This is a genomic window from Schaedlerella sp., from assembly GCF_056796775.1.
In genome coordinates this window covers 90,255-116,684 of sequence record NZ_JBQIKP010000003.1, presented here as the reverse complement: position 1 = coordinate 116,684, position 26,430 = coordinate 90,255, and the positions used below count along the sequence as shown (strand labels likewise).

General features: G+C 47.8%; 22 protein-coding genes and 1 pseudogene. 7 read left to right on the top strand and 16 right to left on the bottom strand.

Going from position 1 to position 26,430, the window contains the following annotated elements; genetic code table 11:
* Positions 1-70 precede the first annotated feature (70 nt).
* The 7 genes from ACTOY7_RS02920 to ACTOY7_RS02890 form a co-directional block, all read right to left on the bottom strand.
* Positions 71-907 (bottom strand): methyltransferase, encoded by an 837-nt coding sequence (locus ACTOY7_RS02920; protein WP_482670691.1) that lies wholly within the window; start codon positions 905-907, stop codon positions 71-73.
* 261 nt (positions 908-1,168) lie between these two features.
* Complete coding sequence (locus ACTOY7_RS02915) at positions 1,169-1,864, bottom strand: FtsX-like permease family protein (protein ID WP_482670690.1); 696 nt, start codon at positions 1,862-1,864, stop codon at positions 1,169-1,171.
* A 250-nt stretch (positions 1,865-2,114) separates the two neighbouring features.
* Positions 2,115-2,783, bottom strand: a complete 669-nt coding sequence (locus ACTOY7_RS02910) for a M15 family metallopeptidase (protein WP_004071393.1) — start codon at positions 2,781-2,783, stop codon at positions 2,115-2,117.
* Between the two features lie 42 nt (positions 2,784-2,825).
* Positions 2,826-3,095: a hypothetical protein gene (locus ACTOY7_RS02905; protein ID WP_044990004.1), complete on the bottom strand. Its 270-nt coding sequence runs from the start codon at positions 3,093-3,095 to the stop codon at positions 2,826-2,828.
* A 14-nt stretch (positions 3,096-3,109) separates the two neighbouring features.
* Positions 3,110-4,318, bottom strand: a complete 1,209-nt coding sequence (locus tag ACTOY7_RS02900; protein WP_004071398.1) for an ABC transporter permease — start codon at positions 4,316-4,318, stop codon at positions 3,110-3,112.
* Positions 4,305-5,192, bottom strand: a complete 888-nt coding sequence (locus tag ACTOY7_RS02895) for an ABC transporter ATP-binding protein (RefSeq protein WP_482670689.1) — start codon at positions 5,190-5,192, stop codon at positions 4,305-4,307. The genes ACTOY7_RS02900 and ACTOY7_RS02895 overlap by 14 nt, the downstream gene beginning before the upstream one ends.
* 69 nt (positions 5,193-5,261) lie before the next feature.
* Positions 5,262-5,402: a hypothetical protein gene (locus tag ACTOY7_RS02890; RefSeq protein ID WP_302134461.1), complete on the bottom strand. Its 141-nt coding sequence runs from the start codon at positions 5,400-5,402 to the stop codon at positions 5,262-5,264.
* 776 nt (positions 5,403-6,178) lie between these two features.
* On the opposite strand from ACTOY7_RS02890, the gene ACTOY7_RS02885 reads away from it, so the two are divergent.
* Positions 6,179-6,955, top strand: a complete 777-nt coding sequence (locus ACTOY7_RS02885; protein ID WP_305181810.1) for a sensor histidine kinase — start codon at positions 6,179-6,181, stop codon at positions 6,953-6,955.
* Between the two features lie 150 nt (positions 6,956-7,105).
* On the opposite strand, the pseudogene ACTOY7_RS02880 reads toward ACTOY7_RS02885, so the two are convergent.
* Positions 7,106-7,681 (bottom strand): annotated as a pseudogene (locus ACTOY7_RS02880) (accessory gene regulator ArgB-like protein).
* A 289-nt stretch (positions 7,682-7,970) separates the two neighbouring features.
* On the opposite strand from ACTOY7_RS02880, the gene ACTOY7_RS02875 reads away from it, so the two are divergent.
* Both ACTOY7_RS02875 and ACTOY7_RS02870 read left to right on the top strand, forming a co-directional pair.
* The gene (locus ACTOY7_RS02875) at positions 7,971-8,714 is read left to right on the top strand and encodes a LytR/AlgR family response regulator transcription factor (protein WP_004071411.1); all 744 of its coding nucleotides are present in this window, start codon (positions 7,971-7,973) and stop codon (positions 8,712-8,714) included.
* An 817-nt stretch (positions 8,715-9,531) separates the two neighbouring features.
* Positions 9,532-10,479 (top strand): Rpn family recombination-promoting nuclease/putative transposase, encoded by a 948-nt coding sequence (locus tag ACTOY7_RS02870; RefSeq protein ID WP_482670687.1) that lies wholly within the window; start codon positions 9,532-9,534, stop codon positions 10,477-10,479.
* A gap of 98 nt (positions 10,480-10,577) precedes the next feature.
* Here the strand turns inward: ACTOY7_RS02870 and ACTOY7_RS02865 are convergent, their stop codons facing one another.
* Positions 10,578-12,608 carry a beta-galactosidase gene (locus ACTOY7_RS02865; RefSeq protein WP_394682829.1) on the bottom strand — a complete coding sequence of 677 codons (2,031 nt, stop codon included), beginning with the start codon at positions 12,606-12,608 and terminating at the stop codon, positions 10,578-10,580.
* A gap of 121 nt (positions 12,609-12,729) precedes the next feature.
* Between ACTOY7_RS02865 and ACTOY7_RS02860 the strand changes: the two genes are divergently transcribed.
* Positions 12,730-13,551 (top strand): AraC family transcriptional regulator, encoded by an 822-nt coding sequence (locus ACTOY7_RS02860; RefSeq protein WP_482670686.1) that lies wholly within the window; start codon positions 12,730-12,732, stop codon positions 13,549-13,551.
* Positions 13,552-13,598: 47 nt separating this feature from the next.
* Here ACTOY7_RS02860 and ACTOY7_RS02855 read toward each other — a convergent pair whose 3' ends face one another.
* The 7 genes from ACTOY7_RS02855 to ACTOY7_RS02825 form a co-directional block, all read right to left on the bottom strand.
* Entirely contained in the window at positions 13,599-14,306 is a 708-nt protein-coding gene (locus ACTOY7_RS02855) for an MgtC/SapB family protein (protein ID WP_330690626.1), read from the bottom strand.
* Between the two features lie 190 nt (positions 14,307-14,496).
* A complete protein-coding gene (locus ACTOY7_RS02850) occupies positions 14,497-15,453 on the bottom strand; it encodes an Rpn family recombination-promoting nuclease/putative transposase (protein WP_482670685.1) in 957 nt (318 codons plus the stop codon).
* A 685-nt stretch (positions 15,454-16,138) separates the two neighbouring features.
* Entirely contained in the window at positions 16,139-18,046 is a 1,908-nt protein-coding gene (locus tag ACTOY7_RS02845; RefSeq protein ID WP_482670684.1) for a PfkB family carbohydrate kinase, read from the bottom strand.
* 149 nt (positions 18,047-18,195) lie between these two features.
* Positions 18,196-19,377: a nucleoside hydrolase gene (locus ACTOY7_RS02840; RefSeq protein WP_482672659.1), complete on the bottom strand. Its 1,182-nt coding sequence runs from the start codon at positions 19,375-19,377 to the stop codon at positions 18,196-18,198.
* The gene (locus tag ACTOY7_RS02835) at positions 19,362-20,519 is read right to left on the bottom strand and encodes a carbohydrate ABC transporter permease (protein ID WP_300884772.1); all 1,158 of its coding nucleotides are present in this window, start codon (positions 20,517-20,519) and stop codon (positions 19,362-19,364) included. The genes ACTOY7_RS02840 and ACTOY7_RS02835 overlap by 16 nt, the downstream gene beginning before the upstream one ends.
* Positions 20,520-20,531: 12 nt before the next feature.
* Complete coding sequence (locus ACTOY7_RS02830; RefSeq protein ID WP_300884771.1) at positions 20,532-21,401, bottom strand: carbohydrate ABC transporter permease; 870 nt, start codon at positions 21,399-21,401, stop codon at positions 20,532-20,534.
* A 14-nt stretch (positions 21,402-21,415) separates the two neighbouring features.
* Positions 21,416-22,729, bottom strand: coding sequence for an ABC transporter substrate-binding protein (locus ACTOY7_RS02825; protein ID WP_160282193.1), 1,314 nt, complete (start codon positions 22,727-22,729; stop codon positions 21,416-21,418).
* Between the two features lie 654 nt (positions 22,730-23,383).
* Here ACTOY7_RS02825 and ACTOY7_RS02820 point away from each other — a divergent pair.
* The 3 genes from ACTOY7_RS02820 to ACTOY7_RS02810 are packed head-to-tail and all read left to right on the top strand — an operon-like array spanning position 23,384 to position 26,230.
* On the top strand, positions 23,384-24,115 hold the full coding sequence (locus ACTOY7_RS02820) for a LytR/AlgR family response regulator transcription factor (protein ID WP_300884769.1): 732 nt from the start codon (positions 23,384-23,386) through the stop codon (positions 24,113-24,115).
* Positions 24,112-25,587, top strand: a complete 1,476-nt coding sequence (locus tag ACTOY7_RS02815; protein WP_482670683.1) for an ATP-binding protein — start codon at positions 24,112-24,114, stop codon at positions 25,585-25,587. Before ACTOY7_RS02820 ends, ACTOY7_RS02815 begins: the two co-directional genes overlap by 4 nt.
* Before the next feature lie 52 nt (positions 25,588-25,639).
* Positions 25,640-26,230, top strand: coding sequence for a hypothetical protein (locus ACTOY7_RS02810; protein WP_300884767.1), 591 nt, complete (start codon positions 25,640-25,642; stop codon positions 26,228-26,230).
* Positions 26,231-26,430 lie beyond the last annotated feature (200 nt).

The window sequence follows — 26,430 nt, the reverse complement described above, 5'->3', positions numbered from 1 at the left end:
TTCACTTAAGGATTTTTCATCCGTTCCCGTTGCGGAGCCCAGTCTTGCTGAAATGCACCTTCATTTATAGTCATCCATCTGCCTTCTGAAAGACCATTGCCTGAAACGCAGCCATTTCGTCTCCATTTTTACAGGAAAACTGCATGCAGGTGCCCTTTACCTGGCAAAGTCCCACGCCTGCCAGAGCGCGGACCAGACCGGCGCATGCATCGTCCTCTTCACAGCGCTCTATGCTGACAAGATACCCCTGGGGTTTTACCAGCGCCGAAAGCTCCCTCACATACCCTTCATACCGTTTTGACGGCTCTTCCATTGACAGCAGCGCCGCTTTCATCTCTTCAATCAGCGGCCTCCACCTGGCATTCTCATGTACCGTCCTGCAGGAAAACACGGTGTCATACTTCTTTTGCTTCAGCGCCTGAGGACAGGCAAAACGTACATTATCCGTCCGCAGTCTCCCGGCGAGCTCCTCCGCCGCGGAAGCAGCCATTTGCGACAGATCCAGGCCGGTCACAGAAGCGTCAGGATGGACGCGCGCCAAAAAACAGGTCAGGATCCCATTTCCACAGCCCATATCCAGAATGTCCCCCGCAAAAAACCGCTCATATCGGAGCAGCGCTTCCATCGCCCTCCGGAAAAACACACGGTCATAAAAAGAAGCTGCCAAAAGGCTCATCTGCAGGCTCTGGTTCAGATAATCCACAAGCTCCTCCTGGCGGCGGAGATAGGCTGTGTCCTTACTTCCATAGAACAGCCGTTCTTCTGAACGGTCATACAATTCCGTCAGCTTTTTAATATGCTTTTGGCCCTCCTCCTGCCCGAAGGCTTCCAGCAGAGCGGTGTCCAGCTCATGGACCCTGCGGATCCCGGCCTGGGCGAGATATTCCTTTATTCTTAAATCTGACATACCGTATCCTCCGTTTCCGTTATACTTAGGAGTTGTAGAAAAATAACTGAAATATCCTGCGCAATCTATATCACTTATTTTTCTACAACTCCTTACGGCCGATGAAATCTGCCGTGAGCAGCGCGCCAGCCGCAGCCGCAAAGCGGCATGTTTCCTTATGCGCTGGGCAGCGGCTCCTGATCTTTCTTGTTGTGATTTCATTATACTACGGAGAATGGTTCCTTTTCAAGTATTGAGAAATCGTTGTGATCCTGCCCTCTGTTATTCTAATTTTAATCTCTCAGAAATACTTCCACTGACAGATTTTCGATACATATATTCAGATATTGCCGCGCACGTTATAAAAAGGATAACGGCAAGGAGGAAAAAGCAGCCCCATGGATAGGAAAATTTAAAATAGGGTAATTGTTCTTTTATTCTTTTTCCCATCATCCATAGAACCATGTATCCGGCTGTTGCTTCTAAGGCTAAAACAATCCCCCAATACCCAATTCCTTCAATCATCAGCAATTTTCTTAATTGCTTTCCGGTCATACCGATGCTTTCCATAATGACCAGTTCATGCTTGCGAACCTGTATATCCGTAAAAATCGTGTTTATATAATTCATGATACCGATAAACAACAGGATAGCGCCAAGTGTGCCTAAAACCAGATTTGTTGCCGTTATATATTTTTTCGCGGCAGCCAAAAGATCCGAATTACAATACAGCGTAATTTGATTCCATTCTTCTGTATCTTTATTGTATTCCTGAACAAATGACTTTATCTTTTGCTTCATAACCGGTTCTTTTTGTTTATCTGCGTTTATAGATAACGCGAAATATTTTTCTTCCATCCCTAAATTTTCGAATCCCTTTTCCGAAATTATAAAGTAATTTATATAGTTTCCGTTTACTGTCATTTGCATCTTCGGAAAATGCTTTGCGCTGATATCAATATATCCTGAACACTTCATCTCCCCCAGCTTTAAATTTTCCGTTTTCTCCTGTCCATAAGACTTCCAACGCAGTACTGATAGAAATAGCAGGTGCAGAACACCGTTAATTACGCAATGCTGTACTAGGGCGATTTTAATGTCTATTTCTTATAAATGCGCGACTGCTCAGAACATAAATACACGAAGTATCCGCTGTGAAAACAGCCACTGTTCCGAACGATGTCGAGTAGATGTGGGGATTACTCCCTGCATCTACTCGACAGTACATCTATAGTCTCAATTGCTCCACATATTCTTCTAAGCAAAGGTTCTGAGAGTATATTTCCATTGCAGCTTGTTTCCCCACATATCGGTAGTGCCAGGGTTCATAAATTGTACCTGTTATTTCCGTTTTATCTGCGGGATATCGATTTATAAATCCATATTTATAACTGTTTTCCGCAAGCCAGGCATACACTGCTTCATCCGAGCTGACCAATGTTTCCGCATTGATATCAACCGAAATTCCCAATTGATGCTCACTTGTTCCGGGAATGCTCACCCATTGCTTTGCAAGTTTCTTTGCCTCTTGCCCTGAGTGCCCCTCGTTTTTATAATCTTGAATTTTATCATCCAACAAATCTTGTTGCTCGGTTTCTGTCCGATATCCATCCGCAACAAACATATCCAGTCCGGCAGCACGCGCATCATTAAACATCTCCTGCAGCTCCGGATATATTCTGGAATCCACTTTTTCTCCATTCGATAATTCCGTAAGTTCCACTTTATAATCCTTTGGAATCAGATGTTCTCTGTTCACAAGTATCAGGTTCCATCCTAGAGATATATCTGACTCTTTTACTGCCGCCATATATTCCATACTGATCCAAACCATAGCAAAGAGTACAGCCCCTAAAGCAATCGACAAAATCTTCAGCGAAATTGAATTTCTTTTCATTTTTTCTCCTTATTTTGTGCCTCATTTTCACCCATTTCTTTATTATTCCTCATCTGATATCGCCATTTCTTTTTGTACAGAATACAAATGGTGATATAAGCCGTTATTCTTTAACAGCTCTTCGTGTACTCCTGTTTCTTGAACTTCACCTTTTTCTAAAACAATAATTTTATTTGCTTTTTCCAGCATACAACTAAACCTGTGAACAATAAGTATTGTCATTTTATTCTGTCTTTCATCATATATTGTATTGAGAACAGATTGTTCAGATATAACGTCAAGAGATGCATTTGGCTCATCATATATATACATATCAGCAGGCTTTATTATTTTGTAAGCCTGTATCTGGAATAGCTTCTATATATAAACGGCAGTAACAATACAGAAGCCGCGAAATATATTCCCATCACAAATGGAATCTGCCGAAATACGACGCTTCCTATCTGGAAAATAAATTGGACTTTTACAGCTCTCACTATATTGACCAGCACATCCGGCGTAAAATATACAATTTTCGTAACTTTAGAAAGTGCCCCGGCAATAAAAAGCAGCACTATATACATGAAAAACGGAATGCAGACCGCCACCTTTTCGCTGCGCATCCTTGCCGTCACCAGCATGGTAACCGATGCAGACAGCAAGCTGGCAATATAGCCGCACCCCACGAGCAAAAGATAATTCTGCCCCAGCGTTGTGGAAGAACTGCTGTAAGGATCTACAATCTGATATGGCGTGTCAAAACCGCTCACTCCCATGATTCCAAATGAAATCAATGACAAGAGCCCGACTCCTGCCCAGAAAACAATGGTTGCCATCGTCATTCCCACCACAATTTTATTTTTTGCCGCTTTTGACCGTCCATATTTTGTTGTGAAAAACACCAGCTCCGCATGATTCCGAAATTCTTCATCAAAGATTCCGGCAGCCAAAAATCCAATGGCAACCGCCAGGATGATCACGTATGTTTCCGCATAGATTAACATTGTATCCCACGAATCATAAGCTTCGTAAGTAACCGGAATTTCTATTTTCCCGTACTGCTTTCTTAGATACTCTTCCTTTTCCGGTGTGCCGCCGTATTCTTCCGGCATTTTCCGCAAATTCTCTGCATATGTGTCATACAGATGAATCATATCCTCTTCTGTCAGATTCGCCCTTGCGTCCCCTATAAAATCCGATTCCGGTGTATACACCTTAGCCGCAAAGTATAGAATATCATCGTAGGACTGCACAATCCCGCCATATTCCGCATCCGGGATTTCTTCCGGATACTGTTGTTTTAGCTCGTGATAGCTTTTCCCGATTTCAGCCAGCCTTTCTGTTGTCAGCTCGCCTCTCCACCGGTTCTTATCCGCCGCAATACGCCGCCCGGCAGTTAGCTTGCTGATCCCGGTAAGGCTTTTCCCTTCCATATCTGCATAGAATATGTTTCCGGCCGCAAGAAAACCCAGTATGATGGTCACCAAAAGCAACACGGTCAGTATCACCTTATTAATTGTTTTTGAAAAGAATTTTTTCATTTCATACCGCAGCATCTTCATCACCTCCATTTTCACCAAAATACAACAGAAACGCATCCTCCAGCGTGGGGGCTTCCCGTACCGCATTCTCGGAAGGACGGGTTTTTGAAATGATCCGAAGCTCTGCTCCGCCGGATACATGCTTCACATTCCCCACCGGATACTGCTGTATATATTGATTTACCTTCTGCCTCGGAACCGTACAGGTCCAGACTTCCTCATCCATGCCGGCAATCAGTTCCTCTGATGTTCCGGTGCGAAAGAATCTGCCTTCCTGCATCAGCACGATCTGTTCTGCAATATATTCCACATCTGACACGATATGGGTAGAGAGCAATACCAGACGATCCTCCGATAACTCGCTGATCAGGTTGCGGAAACGAATCCGTTCATTCGGGTCAAGCCCCGCTGTCGGCTCATCCAGTATCAGGATTTTGGGGTCGTTCAGCATGGCCTGTGCAATCCCGGCACGCCTTACCATCCCGCCAGACAGTGCCTTCATTTTCCGCTTCCTGTATTTTAACAGCCCGACCATATCCAGCAGCTCGCGGATTCTCTTTTTTGCCGCAGCCGGAGGGATACCCTTGAGTGCCGCAATGTACATCAGATAATCGAAAACAGAAAGATCCGGATAATACCCAAAGTCCTGGGGCAGATATCCCAGCAGTCCCCGATAGCCCTCTTCCAATTCGAAAATGTCGTCCCCGTCCCATGTAATCCCTCCCGCACTGGGACAGGTTACTGTACAAAGCATCGTCATCAGCGTCGTCTTTCCCGCGCCGTTCACTCCCAGCAGCCCATACACGCCTGTTTCCATCGAATAATTGACATTGTCTACCGCCAATACGCTGCCATAATCTTTCGATACATTTTTTAACTTTAATTCCATCTGCCTACACCTCTCAACTATCTTATTGTTACAGAACTGTCCTGAAACAATGGCTCCAAAGCATAAGTTCTATTTTCTTTCCTTATTATTTATTTTCAGAATATCCGGAATCTTAGGATCGTACATTCCCATAACAATTGATTTTCCTACAGCATATTTCCCAAGATTAATAGCTATGTTACCAATCGTCTTTTTTATATTTTTCTTCATTTCTTCTTTGTCCTTTCGCATTTCGTATTTCGTAAGTAGAGTATAACCCATATTTCTTCATTTTTTATATTCTTGAATAAAATATGTTTTACAATGAAAAATCGTACTTTTTCAAAAAAACACAACGATTATTACTGAATAAACGTTGCTCCTTTCAAAAATATGTAGTATAATCACAATTGTTCATATTTTTGTAGATACACATATTGATGTTTTCTCTGAGAATACACTATAGGAAGGACTTATATTTAATGCAGATATTGTCATATTTTTTTAATGTTCTCATCTATTTAATTCCTATATGCTGTTTTTTGCCGTTCAATCTGAAAATAAAACAAAAATTGATTCTTTTTACAATACTGTTCATCAATATCCTGCTGATGGGAGTTGCTCTGAGTAATGCAGGGGTTGTTCTTTTACTAATAAGCGTCTGTACATACATCGCTTTCATAGACTCTCATCGGCTTATGAATATCTGTACCGTTATTGCAGCTTACCTGATTTGTGTACTATTGGATAATATCTATTCTATGGCATGGGATACATTGATCTACCCAATCTACTCAGCAGAAGATTTGCAGTCCAGCTTCATATATTGGATTTATATGATCTCTTATATTGCTCTCATTGCCTGCATTTTTCCTGTATTGGGCAGACTGCTTCATTCTCTTATTCACAAGCTGCAGGCAGTTTTATCCAGGCAGCTCCTGTTACTTATAGCAACTAACCTGCTTGCCTGCCTGTTTGTGTTTTTATTTAACATCATAGTGGGAGATATGATTGGATATACTCGGGAAATTGTACTTTTTAACTGTATTTTATTTACCTGTTACTTTATCATCAGTACAATCCTGATCGTAAATATCATAAAAGCAAACAAAGAAAAAGCAGAGATGGATGCGCGTCAGGATTCGTATCACAGATTGCAGGAATATACCAATCAGATTGAGAATATGTATTCTTCCCTGCGCTCCTTCAAGCATGATTACTCCAATATCCTGCTTTCCATGTCCGGTTATATGGAAACGGATGATATGGAGGGTTTGAAAAGATATTTTGAGAAGGAAATCCTTCCAACAGGTAAGAATATTTCTAAAAATTCGGCTCATATCAACCAATTAATGAATATCAGGACAACGGAATTAAAAAGCATTCTTTCAGCGAAGCTGTTATATGCGATAGAATTGAATATCAATGTAAGCATAGAAGTCACGAATGAAATTGCAGATATACCAATGGATACTTTGGATCTGACCCGTGTGATCGGAATATTTCTGGATAACGCGATCGAGGCTGCTCTTGAAACGGATTCTCCTTTCCTCAGCTTTGCCCTGGTTCATGCTGATACGGAATATGTCTTTATCATTTCCAACTCGTTTCTTGAAAAGGGGGTTCCTTACGCTTCACTGGCACAGCCAAATGTATCTACAAAGGGTGCAAACCGCGGGCTGGGACTATATAATGCCCATGAGATCATTGCAAAATATAATTCTGTTTTTTTGGATACGGAGATTCAGGGTGAACATTTTGTACAACGGCTTCGGATCACCTGATATGCTGAACGTCAATTATACTCACGGCAGCCGCAGCCGCAAAGCGGCATAATTCCTCATTCGGCTGTGCGCATCGTGTTATACTGCACGGCAGATTTATCTGGCGCGCAGTATAAATTGACCGTGAGTATAGCGAACAGGAGCAGTACATTAACTGCTCCTGTTTTTTATGTATGAAGGCAAAACTGACAGGGTTTCAAAGACAACCGCAATAAGCAGCAGACAGGGCACATTTTTTAAATTTTCAGAAAGCATAAAAAATGTGATAATAAGATAAATTAAAATAATCCAGGCAGCTTTTTTTCTGAGTTTTTCAAAATTTTCTTCTGAGATTGGATTATTTTCTGTCCCCTGCGGGCCAATGAGCATAAGCGTGATAAATCATGCCGCATAAGTGATAGCAGCAATACTCATAAAACCTATATCCAGCCGCCGTGAAACCAGCACTCCCGTCATTACAAAAGCGGTTGTCGCAGTCAGGCAGGCGCAGCTTGTTTTAAAATGTACACCCCCAACGGTCATTTTGAGTGCTCCGTATGCTGTAAGAAGTATGGCTGCTTCCCAAAGCATTCCGGTTAACAAAGCCAGGAAGAGAATGGTTCCGGTCATGACAATATTATGGATCAGAACCTGTAATCCTAAAATCATTTGCATCCGCTCTATCTCATTCCATGCTGCCTGATCTGTGTCTAAGTAACTGACAATCCTATTTGCTATTTTTTCCATTTCCTGTATCTCCCTCCTGATTTGATGGTAATTCGCCGCCAATTTCCGCCAGGGAATTGATGGCCTGCTTGTGCTTCAATTATAACAATACGGATATGCTGTTTTTCGATTTTATAATAAGCGTCGTATTTTCTGTAATTTCCGTTAATCGGGAAACGATTATGATCAGATGAATCACGATTATTTTTTTCCTGCACTTACGATAAATATTATTGTATAATAGGTATTGCACTGATGTACAGGCAAGTATCCAATTATTTTTTTACAGTTTCTAAGGAGGGCACTTAATATGATCGATATCTACATCTGTGAAGATAACCAAAAGCAGCTAAATCTCTTTAAAAAATATATTTTGAATACAATTTTAATTGAAGAAATGGACATGAAGATTGCCCTGGCTACATCAGATCCACATGCGCTTCTCGAAAAGATTTTAACAGCGGAAAATACAGGACTTTTCTTTCTGGACATTGATTTAAAATCTGATATGGATGGTCTGGAGCTGGCACAGCGGATCCGCCAGATCCAGCCCCGTTGTTTTATTATCTTTATCACCTCGCATTCGGAAATGAGTTTTTTGACCTTCCAGTATAAGGTCGAGGCTTTGGATTTTATCATTAAGGATACCCAGGAGCATATCAAGTCCAAGATCCATGAATGCCTTTTGGATGTGGAACACAAATATACCTCGCTGAACAATAAGATCAACCGGGCCTTTGTGATCCGTCAGAATGACCGGTGCATTACCATCGACTACAATGACATCATCTGCTTCGAAACATCCGGCAATATCCATAAGGTCCTGCTCCATGCGAAAAAGCGGGTCATTGAATTTTCCGGGCAATTGAAAGAGGTGGAAAAGCAGTTGGATTATCGTTTTTACAGATGCCACCGGTCGTATATTGTCAATCGGGATAATATCACCGAAGTGGATTTTACTGCCATGACCGTATCCATGAATAACGGAGAGACCATCCCTGTCTCCGTCAGGTTAAAGAAAGGTCTGAAAAAAATGATGGAGAAGCAGAAGTAAGGAGTTTTTTATTTTACCAAAAAGGAATTGCTTTTTATTTCCGGATATGCTAAAGTAAATGCATCTCGCAATGATATTTCCTCTGTCAAGCAGACAAAGGAACGATCACTGCAGGTGCATTTTTCAAACATTCTATCAATCTACAATGAAAATGTCTTTTTATTTTCAGGGCTGTATCGCCTTTACTTCAATGTTTGAAACAGTTTTTTATTAAGAGTTCAGAACAACAACTGTTTTTACAGCGGATATTTCGTGTATTTATGTTCTGAGCCGCACTTACAGTTTACTGGCCAGCCGGTAAACTGTAACGGTAGTGTAAAGTATCGTATGAAAAAATGATACGGGTATTGCCCGCATTTAAAATCTGCTTCGCAGATGGCGGGCAAGCAATCACTTGCTGTGCAAATGGTTGCATTCAGAAGGCAATCAATTTGCTTCGCAAATTGGTTACAGGTTACGAAGGGAGGAGATGATATGATGGTTATATAATGGAATTTATGGTCATTTGGTTCACCTTTCACAGGTGGTTACTGTTCACACCCTACGGGTGCTCCAGTAACAGTATCCAGCCCATTTTAAGTCGCCTGACGGCGGTCCTAAGCGCCAGCGACGCTTGTTTAGGACGGACCGGAACGGAGTGTAGACGGGCTGGATATATCGCTGTCATCACTTCATTGGTCGGACACCTTGCAGCGCAGTGCAAGATGCCGTGTGAACTGTAACACCACAGGTGTTCATGAAGCACGCAATTCGGAATTGAACTTGTATTCCGGCAGTCGATGAACTATAATATAATTGAAACCAACGAGGAAAATGAATGGGACAAAAAGATATCGTAGAAAAAAATTTAGAGGATTATAACGATGTGTTCTCTGACATCGTTAACGGATTCGTGTTTTGCGGAAAGAGGACGGTTAAGTCCAGAGACTTGAGATCTTTAAAGGTCAGATCTCAGTATAAGGCGGATAAAGGAAATCTGCATGAGGAAGAACGAGACAATGCGAAATACTGGTCTGCCGGCAAGGTGAAGATTGCCATTTTGGGCCTGGAGAATCAGACGGATCCGGACAAAGATATGCCTTTCCGGATCATTGGATATGACGGCGCCGCCTATCGGTCGCAGCTTCTTGATGAGAACTCAAAAGGGCGCTGCCCGGTGCTGAGCATCGTCCTGTATTTTGGCGAATCCCGCTGGAGCGGACCCAGATCCATAAAAGAAATGGTTGAGATTCCCGAAGGATTGGAAGAATATGTCAATGACTATAAGCTTCATATATTCGAGATCGCGTATTTGACAGAGGATCAGGTAAAGCTATTCAGGAGTGATTTTCGGATTGTGGCGGATTATTTTGTACAGAAGCGGAAAAACAAAACTTATATTCCCAGCAAAAAAAAGATAAAGCATGTGGATGCCATGCTGAAATTTATGTCAGTCATGACCGGGGATGAAAGATTTTTAGAAGCACAGAAGGTAAAAACTACAGGAGGTGAGCCGAATATGTGTGAGATATTGGATCAGGTTGAGAACAGGGGGATTCAAAAAGGGATAAAGCTGATGCAGGGCGAGAATGATGTGCTGCGCGCGGAAAGAGATGCCGCGCTTGCCGAGACAGCTGCCGCACTTACCGAAAAGGATGCCGCACTTACCGAAAAGGATGCCGCACTTACTGAAAAGGATGCCGCGCTTACTGAGCTTGTTCAAAAGGAAGCCGACCTTGCCAGGGCAATGGAATTATTGAAGAAACATCATATCGCATTTGCATGATAAATCTCAAATACTTTATTGACGTTTTAACTCTGGAACTGGAAGCCAAAAGCTTCCAGTTCCATTTTCTTATCCGGGCACTGCATTGACCAACAGCCTTATTGTAACACAGCAATCCTCACATCATACTTCTTCAGCATTTCCCCTTCCTCCATCGTCCGTCCCGACAGCAGATCCTTCTTCCCGGCAAATACCGCCGGCAGCGGAAGCTCCTGATCCTTGAAGTTCATCACAAAATAGACCGCCCCTACATCCGAGATCCGTCTCGTCACTTCCAATTCTGTTTCTTCCCCGATCACGGAAGCAACGCCCGCCCCGTCGCAGGCCAGATCCAGCACTTTCTCCAGCCCGTCCTCCGACAGCACGGTTCCCACATAATACACGAATCCCTTTCCGAACGCATTTCTCGTAACAGCCGGTGTTCCCGCATAGAAATTGCTCCCATACCGGGCAATCTCTTCCGCGCCTTCCAGATGGAGGATATCGCACAGCATTCCGCACTGATCCTTGCTCCCGTCGGTAAATACGATCTCATTGGACTGCTCCGGCGCCAGCGCGTCAATCTCCTCGGCCCACACGCCTGCCAGCTTCCTCAGGGGGCCAGGGTAGCCGCCCAGATGTACGTTGTCGGATTCATTGACAATGCCGCTCATGAAACCGGTGACAAAGGTGCCGCCTGCTGCCACGTATGCTTCGATGGCCTCCGCCATACCTGCCTTCACCATGTACAGAACTGGCGCAGCTACCAGATCGTATTTGGAGAGATCCGCATCCACAGGGATCATATCTACGGAAATATTTTTCTGGTAAAAATATTCGTAATAACGGGAAATCTGGTCCACATATTTCAGGTCCACATTGGGGCCGCTTGTGTATTCCAGCGCCCAGTAGTTGTCCCAGTCGAACAGGATCCCCACCTTCGATTCCGTCCCGGAGCCGATGATGGAATCCCCGATCCGGTTCAGCTCTTCCCCGAGCCGCGCCACCTCACGGAATACCCTGGTCTGGTCCGTACCCGCATGGGCGATCACGGCTCCGTGGAACTTCTCGCAGCCGCCCACAGATCTGCGGAGCTGGAAAAACTGGACCGTGTCCCCGCCGTGGGCAACGGTCTGCCAGCTCTGCGCCCGCATCTGCCCCGGCTTTTTCAGGGAATTGTAGGGCTGCCAGTTCTGCTGGCTGGGGGTCTGCTCCATCAGCATGAAGGGCGCGTTTTTCAGTCCGCGCATCAGGTCATGCCGCATGGCCACGTGGCTCCAGGGGGTATCGTAGCTGGGATAATTGTCCCAGGAAACAATGTCCATCTCCTTCGCCCATTTGAAATAATCCAGCCCCTTGTAGGTGCCCATCAGATTCGTTGTCACCGGGGCCGCTTTGTCATACTGCCGGATGGAGTCCCGCTCCAGCCGGAAATTATCCAGGATGCTGTCCGACATGAAGCGGCGGTAATCAATGGAGATCCCAGCAAATGCAGTCTTTTCACATCCAAATTCTCCGCTTTCCTGCCACGGGATCCCTTCGCTGAGGGCATTTGGCAGCACGATCTCATCCCAATCGTAAATGTTGTGGCCCCAGAAGGTCAGGTTCCATGCCTGGTTCAGGGCTTCGACCGTCCCATATTTTTTCCGCAGCCAGACCCGAAACGCCTTTTCACAGTTCTCGCAATAGCATTCCCCGCCGTACTCATTATTGATATGCCAGCATACCACATTTTCATTGCTTCCGTAGCGCTCTGCCAGTCTTGCCGTCAGTTCCTGGATAAAATGCCGGTACACCGGGCTGTTGGGGCAGGCATTGTGGCGCTGTCCGAACTTGTGGCGGCGGCCCTCATAATCCACCCGCGCCACCTCCGGATAGCGCTTCACCATCCACGCCGGAAGGGCAGCCGTGGAGGTTGCCAGCACAATCTGCTTCCCCGCCTTTGTCAGCGTGTCCACGATCGCGTCCAGCTCGTGAAAATCGTAAACCTCCTCCGACGGCTGGAGCCGGGCCCAGGAAAATACGTTGATGGTGGCGCTGTTAATCCCCGCCTTGTCAAACAGCTCCATGTCCTGCTGCCAGATCTCCCTCGGCCACTGTTCCGGGTTGTAGTCTCCGCCGTATAACATTTTTTTGAATTTTGCTCCCATTGTCTGATACCTCCGTATGTGCTTGATCACTTTTTATTTATTATAGTCTTTTTTGGGAATGAAAAGTATGGTAAGCTAGACTAAAAAATATGAATATTCGAAACAAAAACGGAGGTAAACCATGCCTATCTTTTTCAAGCTTTCCATTCAGGAGCTGCCCCTGACCATTGACAGCATCGGCAACCGCTGGTCTCAGGAATCCATTTCCCGTCCAAAAGGCTTTCCCCTGTACCACTGGCTCCAGACGGAGAACGGGCAGGGAACGGTCACTCTGGCCGGGGAGGACATCATCCTGAATCCGGGCGAAGGGATCCTGATCTCCCCCCACACGCCTCACCGCTACCGGAACAACACCAAAAGCTGGAGGACCGCTTTCCTGACCTTCGGCGGAACACTGGCGAATGACATCCGGAAAATATGCGGGGAAGCTTCTTACCTTTTCATTGACGCGGAAGAGGGACAATATTTCCAGGAGTGGATCGACCGGACGCTTCTTTCCTATCAGGAAAGCCGTCTGGACGACCTGAGTCTTTCAGTCCAGTGCTACGAATTTTTGATGCATTTTTCCGGCATTTACAGGAAGCATTCGCAGACAGAGCATCCGCTCTACCGCCAGTATGTGGCTCCGATAATAGAAAGAATTGAAACAGATCCCGCGGCTGTCCCGGATGTGGACAGCCTGGCCCGTGAGGTCCATGTCAGCCCTCAGTATCTTACACGGCTGTTCCGGCGGTTTACCGGATATTCCGCGCAGAATTATATCACCCGGTTCCGGATCAATCGGGCGAAGGAACTGCTGGTCGGGAAGCCTTACCTGCAAGTGCAGAGCATCAGCCATATGAGCGGATTTCATGATGTCAGCTACTTTATTTCCGTATTCCGCCGGCAGACCGGAACGACGCCGAAGCAGTTTCGGAAGAATTATGGGGTGAATGGGAGCTGAGGCCCATCTCCCTCCTGGCGCTCCATCTGGCCGGATAGAACACTTATTTACAATTCCTCAATAAACTGGATCCCCTTCTCATGCGCCAGCACTTCCAATATCTCCGAGTGGGTACGGTAGATCTGACTGGTGACCGTGACCGTATAGCTGAGGATCCCTGACCTTCCGCTTTGTTCGGACCAGGAAAATCCTTTATTTACCCGGATATTGCTTACCTCCAGCTCATGCTCCCTGGCATACTGCAGGAAACCGCTGAAATTGCCTTTTTCTACATTGTATTCAATATACAGATCCAGATATCTGGACTTTTTCCGGATCCAGATGTCGAATTTTAAAAGCCCGGACACGGTAAACGCAATCGCAAGGCCGCCCAGAACCGCACCCTCGTAAAATCCGATCCCGATCGCAAGGCCGCTGCAGGCGGCAGTCCATAAGCCCGCCGCAGTAGTGATCCCCATGATCTTATTTCTCCCGGTCAGCACGATCGTCCCCGCGCCCAGAAAACCGATGCCGCTGATCACCTGTGCTCCCAGGCGCACCGGGTCTCCGGTTTCAAATGTAACATACACATACTGGTTCGTCATCATCACCAGCGCAGAGCCCAGGCACACCAGGATATACGTCCGAAGTCCGGCGGGGCGGTTCTTCCTCCCCCGCTCTACTCCCAGGATCCCCCCGATCAGAATGGACAGGAGGATCCGAAGTGATATTGATACCACATTCAAGTCCCGCAGATATTCCATAACCGCTTCCAAAATACTTCCAACCTCCTATTCTGCCCTTGCCCTCTTTGACGCAAAAAGTCCGTTGCCGAAATCACGATCATTCTATCCTTTGGCCGGTGAAATCTACTGTGAGTATTCCGTCGGCCACAGCCGCAAATCGGCCTGTTTCCTTATACGGCTTGCGCATCGCATGATACCGCGCAGGAGATTTCTCTTACGCTCAATATAAAATCTGCCGTACCTTCTCAACTGTAATATTGCATTCGGACGCAATATTCTGTTCATTCTCCCCCTGCGCCTGCAGCTTGAATACTTTTTTTGTTAATTTGATACCGTTTTCTTCACCGATCTTCCTGCCGCGCTTTTCTCCTCGCTTTTCTCCTCGCTTTTCTCCTCGCTTCTCTCCTTGTTTCGCCGCACGCTGCGCCGCGCGTTCCGCCGCACGTTTCGCCGCATCGACAACAAACGTATTATAATCCTTCAGCGCCTTCTCCCTAGCTTCATATTCCAGCCGCTTGATATCATCCGCGCTCAGCTTCTGCAGCGTATCATACGCCTCCTCCAAATAGATACTTTCCTTCGCCATCTGTTGAAATTCCTCCTTGCTTTTCCCGTCAAAAAAACGCATCCAGTTGACAATATCTTCCCCGGTCTTGATCTCCTTCGGCAGCTTCTTCAGTTCCAGGACCTGGATCTCCAGCTTGTCACTGTAGAGCTTTCCTGTCTTCCTGTCGCAGAAGCCGATCCTGCGGTAAAATCTCTTATCCTTCGGAAAATGTATAAAATCCAGGATACTGACATGTATACATTTTTTGAGGTTTCCATAGGATCCTCCAGATTTCAGCTGCCCTGAAAACATTTTACAGAGATAGAACAAAGTCCGCTCATCCCAGAAATCATACTTTTTCACCTGCATCTCCATGTTGATCTGGACACCGTCCAGCATACGCACACGCACATCTAAGATCCCAAGTTTATCGTCTGCGTGGTCACGCTGTAAATGGGTGAGAAGCAGCTCCGTCTTTTCGATCGTTTCCGGGGGAACCCGCAGGATCGCGGCGCAGAAGCCTTTCCGTACGATCGGGTTCTCCATCAGCCCCGCAAAGCATACATCCACCTTCGGGGACATGATAAAGTCACTGTCCATTTTTTGAATTTTCTTAGTTTTCTGAGTCATGCAATTCTCCTTTCTCCTGCAGTGCTTTCCGGTGTTACATGTCACACCCTGACCGATCACCACGCTGAGCGGTCAGGAGGATGTACATAAGCCTCAAAATGTGATCAGTAACTTTCCGGCCGGCCGCCTGAAGAGCTAAAAAGAATTGTCTCACTTCCTGAACTCATCATAACATGAAATATCCGTTCAGAAAAGTAAAATTCTCCCGAAAAAAGCCAAATTAACACTCTTAAAATAAGACCAACCCTAAAGCCTGCTTTGTAAAAAACTTTGATTGAGTAACCCGGTGATCTACCGGTAAGAATAAAAAAGATGAATACCTTTTTGAATTCTTCCTGACAAGAATAACACATTGCTGTCGAATATACAACCCCGAATGTATTTTCGATTTTTTGACGTTACAGGTCGTTACATGTCACACCCCGACCAATCACCACGCTGATTGGTCGGGAGGATGCACATAAGAGCTGGTATTCAGGCCGTCCATTGCCGTAGGCAATTTAAAATGACGGCCTGAGTTACAGGGCACGCCTGGTCAAGGTGTGACCTGTAACTACAGGTCAGTTACTGTTCACACGGTGCCGTGCACTTGCTGCACGGCGTCCGGCCAATAAAGTAACATTTGCCATAATATCCAGCCCCTCGCCGAAGGCGACTTAAAATGGGCTGGATACTGTTACCGCATTTATTCTTTTCCGCGCTTCTCGGCCACCCCATGCTCCAGATACGCCTGATACGCGTCCAGCCCTTCCTGATTGATCATCGCCTGCTGCACGCCGAACCGGGTAACACTGACATCCGCCGCATAGGTTGCCAGCCGGATCGACCGGACGATATCGTATTTTCTGGAAAGGCATACCGCCATCGCGCTGATAAATGCATCCCCCGCGCCTGTCACATCTACAACCGAAAATTTCTGCGACTCGAAAAAACGTGCATAATCTTTATTTTTCAGATAGCAGCCCTTTTCCCCAAGTGTAATAATGATATTCTTGATCCCCTTGGAAAACAGGATCTCCGCCCGTTCTTCAATTGTCATGTCTCCGGGCACGAGCCGCGCCGCCTCATCCTCATTGGGCACAAAATAATCGATCTTTCCGAAAAATTCTTCTTCCAGCGCTTCGATTGCGGAAGGCTTCACGATCATCTTCACTTTCTTTTTCAGGCACATATCCATGGCCGTAAAAACCGTCTCTTCGGAAAGTTCCATATTGATAATGCAAAAACCCGCCCCGTCAAAAACAGACTCGTACTTTTTGATGTGTCCGCTGTCCAGGCACTGGTTTGCGCCCTCCTCGATAATGATCGTATTTTGCCCGCCTGTCCCAACTGTAATGTAGGCCTTTCCGGTTGTCTGGAAGGGGCAGAACACAACCCCGTTCATCCGGACCCCCGCTTCTGTCAGGCTGTTATAAATCATCCGCCCTTCCTGGTCGTTTCCCAGACACCCCAGCATATACGCAGCCCCTCCGAGCTTCCCGATCCCGGCCGCCTGATTGGCCCCGTCCCCGCCGGGAAACTGCATGGTCCTCTTTACACGAAGAGTTCCGCCTCTTGTACGGGTATTGTCCACTATAACATTACAATCCATATTCATATTTCCGATTACAATGATCTTTTCGGTCCTTCCATCTTCCGACCGGTTTTCAGCACTGCCCCTTTCTATGATTTCCGGCTCCGCGGCAGCGTTGTAGATCCATCCCGGCTCCTGAAATTCTACCATCCCATTCAAAGCATCCATTACCTTACACGCGATCCGTGAGACAGACACTTCCACTGTCGTAACAGGCGGTATCAGTTGCTCTGCTAGGCCGCCGTTTCCCATACATACCACAGATACCTCACCCGGAATAGATAAACCGCATTTTACAAAGCCTGCATAAAGATAATTGCAGAATCTGATATCAGAACAAAAGATTGCCGTCACTCCGCTTTCCACGCAGCCTCCAACCATTTCCTCCGTCAAGCTCTCTTCCAACTCAAAAATCCATTCTTCCTTTGGCTGTGTAAATATCTCCTCGTAAGCCTTTCGGTATCCTGCCTTGATCTCTTCCTCTCCCTGCTTCAAAAAACAGGCAATCTTTCTATGTCCCTGATCCAGCAGATACCGGATCCCAACATATCCCATTTGCTCGGCGCTGTACTGTATTACAGATAATTTTTCTTCCCGCGCGGCGGAGGATCGTACGCCAACCTCCACCGTCGGAAGCAGATACCCGCCTCTTCCTCCCTGTCCGAGGAATATCATCCCGTTGATCCCTTTATTTTCTAATATCCGCAGGTATTTCGCCCTGCGTTCCTCTTCCGCCGCATTGCAGACTACGATATTATAGCCATAGTCAAACGCTTTATTTTCAATCGCATATAAAAGCTCTTTGTGAAAAGCCTGCCCCTCGTCCAATACAACGGCGATCATATTCATCCTGGGAGCCGCATTCTTTATAACACCTGAATACGGAACATAATGATACTCCTTGACCACGTCCAGAACTTTTTTTCTCGTTTCCTCACTGATCGTTCTGTCATCATGCAGCACCTTTGATACGGTAGACGCGGAAACATCACACAGCTTTGCGATATCCTTGATATTCATGCCCTGATTTTCTCCTTTTGCCCTCTTCCCTCACCACAGATATTGTACCACAGCCGCATGAAAAAATCTATTCCGTCAGGACGGCATCTTGCAGAAAGCAATTTTCAAGTTACGATTCACGGCCGGTCAGGCCGTGAATTGTAACATTTTCAAACACGCTCTAACCGATAAAATAAATCTCCGAATATATAATTTCTCCAGCAATAGGTCGCGACCTTGATCACTGGCCTGTTTTCTTCACGCTCGTAACGCAGGTCTTCCTTAAGGACCGGCGCGCTTTCATATCTGGACAGTACCCAGTTTGGATTTTTTAAAAACGCGATCACTGAAATATCCCATACGATCCTGCTCCAGCTGATATGCTCCGTCGGAAATTTCCCCAGATACTCCTCGCTGTAGTCTTCTCTGCCCAGAAGATATCCGCCCCGGTCTACCTGCATAAATGCTTTTTCCGCCTCTTCGTTGCAAAATGCCCCGGCTACGATGGAATACAGATAATCCCCCAGTTCATTCTTACCCGCCAGGTTCGCCTTAAGCTCCTGCTCCGATACGGTAAGCGCCGACGCGACATTCATACAGGGGACCAATACCAGCGGCACTCCGCTGTCCAAAACGATCTGGGACGCCTTCACATCCTGCATCATGTTGAACTCGATCCCATGCCCAAATTCCAGCGGCTGCCCCGCAAGCCAGACCACGACGATCCTGTCGATAATAGACGGATCCATCAGAATGGCTGACGCAATATTCGTGATCGCCCCGATGGCCGCAATATACAGCGGCTCCTCCGATTCCTTCGCTCGCCGGACCAGATCCTCAGCGGCGGCGCTGGCCACCGGTTTCCCATCCGTCCCGATATATCGGTCCGAGCCGTAAAAAATCCTGTTCTCCGGATCCATATGCAGCAGATCAAAAACCCTCCGGATCTCATCATAGCTCTGCCTCATGCCGTCCCCCGGATCCACGGCGTGGCCGATCAGATCCGACGACTTTTCAACCATCTCTTTGGACGCCTGAAAATTTTGAAAGCATTCATGGGAAAACGGCGCCGCGTATACCGCTTCCACCTGAAACCGTTCCGGCGACCTCAGCGCCCACGCGATCGCGAACTGGTCGTCCACCTCATTCTTCGCGTCCGTATCGATCACCAGACGCAGCCTGCCTGTCGGAATCTGCAGTCTTTTTTTTCTTTCTTCGTTATTCATCCTTCTTTCTCCAATCATCATGTCATGTTCTGCGCAGCCGCTCCATCCTGACTTGTCTGTTTCTCCGGCCGCACAGGCCAAAAAGCCCGGGCGGCATCCGGCCCGCCGCTTCATTCCAGGTACCACTGGTCCGCGTCCTCCGCCTCCAGTCCCTTCATATATTTTTTCATGTTCCTTTCTGCTGGAAAAGACAGAAGCAGCATGTACACTGCCGGCACGGCCGCGGCGCTTACCGGCAGTACATACACGGCATACAGAGCCGCCGCCAGGAGCACAGCCGCACACAGGCTTGAAAAAAAGTACCGATACCCCATATATACCGCGCCCAGAAGTATGGATTTCACGGATCCCCGGAATCTTGACAGAACCGGACACAGATAGACCTGCGAAAACAGGCCGAATACGAGAAGCACTCTTGAAGTGATCGTAAATATCATCCCCTGAGCCGAGGTTACTTCAAACTGTCCCGCGAACGCCAGCCAATTCAGCGGGATGATCGCCGATACTGTCGCGGCAGCATAAATGTATCCCCAGTGAATCACATTCTGCTCCTTAAAATTCGCCACTGCCACGGTCACAACCTTCACCTCCCGCGCCCGCGCTGCCAGCAAAGGCCACAGATAATCATTCCATTGGTTCACAAAGATCATAAGCCCTGCCGTTATGATGATCGGTTTGGACAGAGGAAGGACGATCCTGGAAAATGACGTCCACCATCCGCCCCCGTCGATCTCTACGGATTCCAGCAGTGCCTTCGGAGTCTCGCTGAAAAACTGCACAAACAGGAAAAGCACCAGGCCGTTCGCCAGCGCCGGAAGCACCAGGCCGGCATAAGTATTGATCAGTCCCATAGAATTTACAAGCGAGTACAGCGGAAGAGCGATCGCCTCTCCGGGAATCATAAATGTCAACAGAAACAGCGCAAACAATTGTTTCTTCATTTTAAAATCATAGAAGGAAAACGCAAACGCCGCCAGCGAGCAGATTGCGATCGTACCGGGTATGATCAGCGCGATCATGACCAATGTATTTTTCAGATAGCGGCCAAACTCATATTCCTGAAAAACAGCGATGTAATTCTCCCAGGTCCAGTGGATGGGAACGATCGTATGCCAGTTAAAAGGCGCCATATTTTCAAATAATTCGTTGTCTGTCCGAAATGATGACAGCAGCGGATAAATGATCGGAAACAGCGAGATCAGCAAAACGATTGCCAGCAGCAGATAGATCCCCGCTTTTCCCAACAGATTTTTCTCAACACGTTTCAAGGCCCATCCCTCCTAATCTTCCTGGTTCGTCAGTTTAAACTGGAAAAATACGATAATCAGGATCAAGACCACCAGCACGCAGGTCGTCGCCGCTCCCTTTTCATAGCTTCCATATTTAAACGCCTGTTTATAGGCTTCATACATCAGAACATTTGTCGAATCGCTGGGGCCGCCGCTTGTGATCAGCTGCGCCGGGGCGAACAGAAGGATATTGATACTCGTATCCGCCACCATGACGAACAGCGTGGTTTTCTTCACCAGCGGGATCGTAATATTCCACAATGTCTGCAACGCGCCCGCCCCATCGATCTTCGCCGCCTCATACACGCTGGTATCAATGCCCTTTAATCCCGCAAGGTAGAACATCATCCAGTATCCGCACCCCTTCCAGGTACTCAAAGCCACGATGCACCACAGCGCCTGGTTCGCGTCTGTAAAAAAGCCCTGTGGCTCCATCCCGAACCAGCTCCCGATCAGGCTGTTCGCCAGTCCGTTGTTTACCGAAAGCATCAGGCTCCAGCAGATCGCCGCCACCGGCATAGAGATGGTAACCGGCAGGTAGTAGAGACTCCGGAAAGTCCCTACTCCTCTCACTGCCTGGTTGACCAGCAATGCCATAAGAAAGGAAAGCACGATCTGAAGGGGTGTCATGACCAGGTTCATCTTTACCGTCACCCACAGGGAATGCCAGAAAGACTTATTGGAAAACAAGATTCGGAAGGTTTCCAACGACCAGCTTCCTTTATAATGGAATCCCTGAATAAAGCAGTAGATCAGCGGATAGATCTTAAATACCAGTACAAAAGCCAGGGCCGGCAGCAGCAGGCAATAGGGAAGCATGCTCTTTTTCATTTTTGCCGATATGGCTGTTGTTCCTTTCATTTAAAACGCCCCCTTTACTGTGATTCGCTGTATTCGCCGAGGGCTGAGTCGATCTGTTCCACCGTGCGCTCAAGCGCCGTATCCATGTCCGCCCCGTTCCGGATATCCTCCCACATCGTAGAGAGCGCCGCTGAATATTCGTTAAACGCAGGCGTCACCGCGCGGACATACGCCGTATTTTCCGCCTCATACTTCGCGATTTCCAATACCGGATTTTTCCCGGTCAGCTCTTCCGTATATCTTTCCGCCGTATTCGGACTCATGCCTTCGATGGACAGGAAGATATCATTTCCCTCGCCGCAGGTCATGTAGTTGACGAACTTACCGGCCTCTTCCTTATTTTTAGAAAACGCGCTGACGCCCAGTGCCCAGTTGCCGCAGCCTGTCGCCACTTCATCCTCATGTCCCGCGAAGCATGGCTGATACGTCCATCCGAAATCATCCTCTGTCATGTCCGCGCTCAGGCAGAAGGTATAGGAATCCGCCGTCATCCATTCAAATACACATTTCCCGGCATAGAAGTTGTTGTAGGTCTCCAGTCCGGACACGCCTTTGGAAAAAATGCCTTCCTCCACCAGTCCCTGATACCATGCAATTGCGTCCTTCCACTCGTCCGAATCAATCACACCCTTTACCGTGCTGCCGTCGTCGCTGATGTTTTTACCGCCCATGCTGTTCGCAAGCAGGTTCATCTGATAGACGGAGCTGACCTGTCCGATCTCAATCCCATAGATCCCCTTGCTCCCGTCGGGATCCAGCTCCTTCACCGCTTCTCTCGCCAGCTCTGTCACCTCTTCCCAGGTGATCCGGTTTTCTCCGGTATATTGGCTCCAGTCCACTTCAATCCCTGCCTCGCTCAGCAGATTCTTATTGTAGTAAAGCACCGTGGAGCTGTCTCCCAGCGGGGCCGCGTAAAACTCTCCGCCCACGGTTCCCTGTTTTAAAAGCTCCGGGGAAAATTCTCCCTTTTCCTCCTCCGTAAAATACCCGGCCAAAGGCTCCAGATACCCTCTGTTCACATATGCAGATGTATTCGGGCCGTCCGCCATGATCAGGTCATACTCATCCGAGCCGGAGCTTAAGACGACCTCCAGCGTATCCCCGATATTCTCATACGCCGTCTGCTCCACCTCAACCTTTACGCCGGTCTCCTCCTCATACTTCTTTGCCGCCTCCGCAAACGCGGCGTCATAATGGGTCAGGAGCTTCAGCGTTTTTCCTCCTTCCGAACTCCCGCTATCCGGTGTGTCACCCTTTCCGCCGCAGCCTGATACCGTCACCGCTAATAAGCTCACGCCCGCCAGCATACAGATTACTTTTTTCCTCATCTCTTTTACCTCCATTTTTTCATTTTTACATTCAAAATCATTTCTCGTTTTGTATATTTTGTATACGAAACAATTTTCTTAAATGATTTTCGTTATTCACTTTATACCATATACACAAAATAAAAGCAAGGATTTTTTGCATTATGGGGAAAATATTGCATTCCGAAGGTAAAACAAAAAAACGGAGCCAGATATTTAAAATATCTGACTCCCGAATATTCATTATCATACAGCTCCCAAGCGCTTCACGCCCGATATTATTTTTTCTTTTTCAGTATTGCCACTTGCTTTTTCTAATTATACAGGAAGAGGGCTCCGGCTTCAACTGTCTGTTTTTCCACTTTACATGTAAAGTATCCGGCAGTTACAATAGATACAGTCAGGGAAGGGATTGAATCACAGGCTGGAGTCCAGCTCCGGCGCCGTATCGGCCTGTGACCGTGCAGCATGCCACGCGGCCCGGGAGCGGACAGCAGCCTTTCCCGGTCCAGTCGCGCCCCGAAACCGTCCAGTCACGCCGGATGGGTTTATCTTGGGGCCGGTTTGAACGAAAAAACAGATAGAACATTCTCGGAAATTCTTTATCCCCAGATCTGTGAGATGGGTGCGGGAGAGTTTCCGGAAGTGCTTCGACAGACATAGAGGAAAATCAACATGATAAAAACAGCGATTTGTGACGATGAGCCTAAGACCCGCGCCTACCTCTCATCACTGATTCAGGCGCAGCCCTTTCCATGTGAGATTGCGGAATATGCTTCTGCGGGTGAATATCTTGCGGATCAGAAGGAAATCGATCTCCTTTTTTTGGACATCGAGCTGGATCCTGACGACTCTGGATCAGACGGGATGGCGCTGGCTCGAAAGATCAGGGAAGGGGGTTCGGCGGTACAGCCGGTGATCATTTTTGTGACCGGCTATGAGCAGTATGTATTTGACGCTTTTGACGTAGGGGCCTTCCACTATCTGGTAAAGCCTGTGGACGAAGGGAAGTTTGCCGGTGTCTTTGCCCGCGCGGCTGAGCAGGTCATGACCGGATGGAAAGTTCCGCAGAGGGCCCGCCCGCTCGTGCTCTCGTTTGCCGGTACAAATAAGGTCGTTCCATTGGACAGCATTTATTACATCGAGAGCAGCAACCATAAAGCCGTCCTGCATATGAAGGACGGGGAATTTGCCTGCTACATGAAGATCCGGGATCTGGAGCTGGAGCTGCAGGAGCATTTTTTCCGAATCCACAAAGGGTATCTGGTCAATCTCTCCTATGTGAGTGGGTACAGCAAAACGGAGGTGACTTTAACAAATGGAGAAAGGCTGCTGCTCTCCAAGTATAAGTATCCGGATTTTACAAAAGCGTATCTCCGCTTTCTGAAAAAGGGGGCCGGCCTATGAGTGAAGCAGGATTTCAGATCTTTCATCAGGCTTATGCCGTCGGGGCGGAGCTGCTGTATGCGCTCTGTCTGACTTTATTTTTATACCCCTTTATGGGGGAGCGGGAGCACCGGCGGAAAAAGGGTGCGGCCGTCTTTTGCGTATACCTGCTGACGTCTTTGTTTTTGAGCCGGATCGCCGCCCCGCAGGGTTCGTTTATCCTGGTGCTGCTCCTGTTTTTGACGGCAGCATCGAATGCTCTGGAGCTGGGAAAACATATGGCCTTTCTTCTGGGACTGCTTTACTGGAATGCCAAGATTTCCAGCGGTCTGATGGCAGAAAGCCTGTTTTTCATAGGAGAAGAGCTTGTTCCTGCGCCGACAGAACCCCCGGAGGCAGTTTACTTACGCACCACGGTCCTGCTGACACTGCTCCTTCTCTCACATCTCGTTTTATTTATCATTATGCTCTATGCCCTTCTGCGCCGAATAAAAAGCCGGACGACGGGATGTACATTTTTGATGGAGCACAGCAGCAGCGTGTATTCTGAGATGTCGGGGCACAGCAGCAACGGCCGATTTCCTGACGCGCCGGGAGAGTTCCTGCCGTCAGGCCTGCCGGGGCTGTGCTATATGAGCCTGATCCCGGCCGCGGGAATCTTATTTGGGCAGATGATCGCCGGTCTTTTGTATGAGATCAAGGATGGACAGCTGCTTCAGCTTTATGAACGGCATCCGGCATTTCTGGCGGTTGTGCCGCTGCTTGCCCTGCTGTTTTACACAGGAGGTTATCTGACCATCCTGTTCCAGCAGGAAATGGCCGCGCTTCGGGAAGAACAGGCCGCCGCTTTCGTGGAGCGCCAGCAGGTTCAGGCAATCCGGGCGCGGATCCAGGAGGCGGAGCAGTTTTACAGCCAGATCCGGCGGATCAGGCATGAAACGCGCGGGCATCTGAACAATATCAAAGGAATGCTCCATAGCGGAGAATACGCATGTGCGGAGGATTACATTTTTCGGATGGACGAGAGTATGGGCGGCTTTGAGCTGACACTCCGTACAGGAAATCCGGTCACGGATGTGATCGTCAATGATAAGAGGCAGCAATGCGAGGATCAGGGGATTCCTTTCCAGACAGATTTTCACTATCCGGATTCCGGAAGCTTTGACGCGTTTGATGTGGGGATCGTTCTTCAAAACCTGCTTCAAAACGCGCTGGAAGCCTGTGAAAAGATATCGGAAGGGGAGCGTTTTATCTCCCTGGCAGGGAGGCGGAAAGGACGCTTCCTTCTGATCGAGGTAAAAAATTCTTTTGCGGGAGATCTGGTATTTGGAGCGGACGGCCTGCCTGTCACGGATAAAAAAACGGATGTGTCCATGCATGGCATCGGCCTGTCCAGCGTGCGGCGGATCGCGGAAAAATATATGGGAGAGATGGAGGTCTGTCCGGAGAACCAGGTCTTTCGTGTTACGGTCATGGTTCAGGAAAAGTCATAAATGGGTGCAGGGGAGTCTCCGGAAGCGCCCGCAAAAATAGGAGGATGGTCTAATGTATATTTCAGGTCAAAACAATATTTATAGAAATCCGGTCAATAAGAACTTTTTTGATATCAAAAGACTGGAAAAGGCGGAGAAAGAGGAAAAGGAATCACGCGCGGAAACAACGGAGAAAATGTATTCGGATCTGAGGGAGGACGATCTGGAAATCTCACCCGAAGGCCGACTGGCCGCGGTGCTGGAACAGGAAGCGCGGGAGCAGGCCGACTCCGGCATAGAAGCGCGGGAAAAACAGAGCGCGTCAAAGGAGCAGGAGGAAACGGAAATCGCTGAAAAGCAGGACGACCCGGAGGTCTCCGAGGAGCAGGGCGGCAAGGTCGCCGTCAACGTGGGAAAACGGATGAGACAGATCGCGGCGGCAAAAAGCCGTGGGCAGCTCCAACAGGTGCTGTCGCTGCTGCAAAAGGATCTTTCCGACTGCAAAGCCGGTCTGGAAAAGGGCTGGTGCGATGAATCAGAGATTGCCAAGGTGGAAGCCCTGATCAGCAAAGCCGAAGCCCGTATGAGCCAGGTTCCGCAAGAGTCCGGCCAGGAAAAGGAGCAGGGCGGTCTGGATGAGTTCGCTATGGCGTCATTGATGTGAACCAGCCGCCGTTGCAGGGCGGTTACAGGTCACACCTTGATCAGGCGTGCCCTGTAACTCAGGGCGCCAGTTAGAATTGCCAACAGTCATTTTTTCGCTTTACAAGGGTATGCTTGGGGGCTATAATAATTTCAAGATGCCCCTTGGGGATAAAACGCTGTATTCACTGTTTCCCCCGCTGCCGGGCATCTGGCCGACCA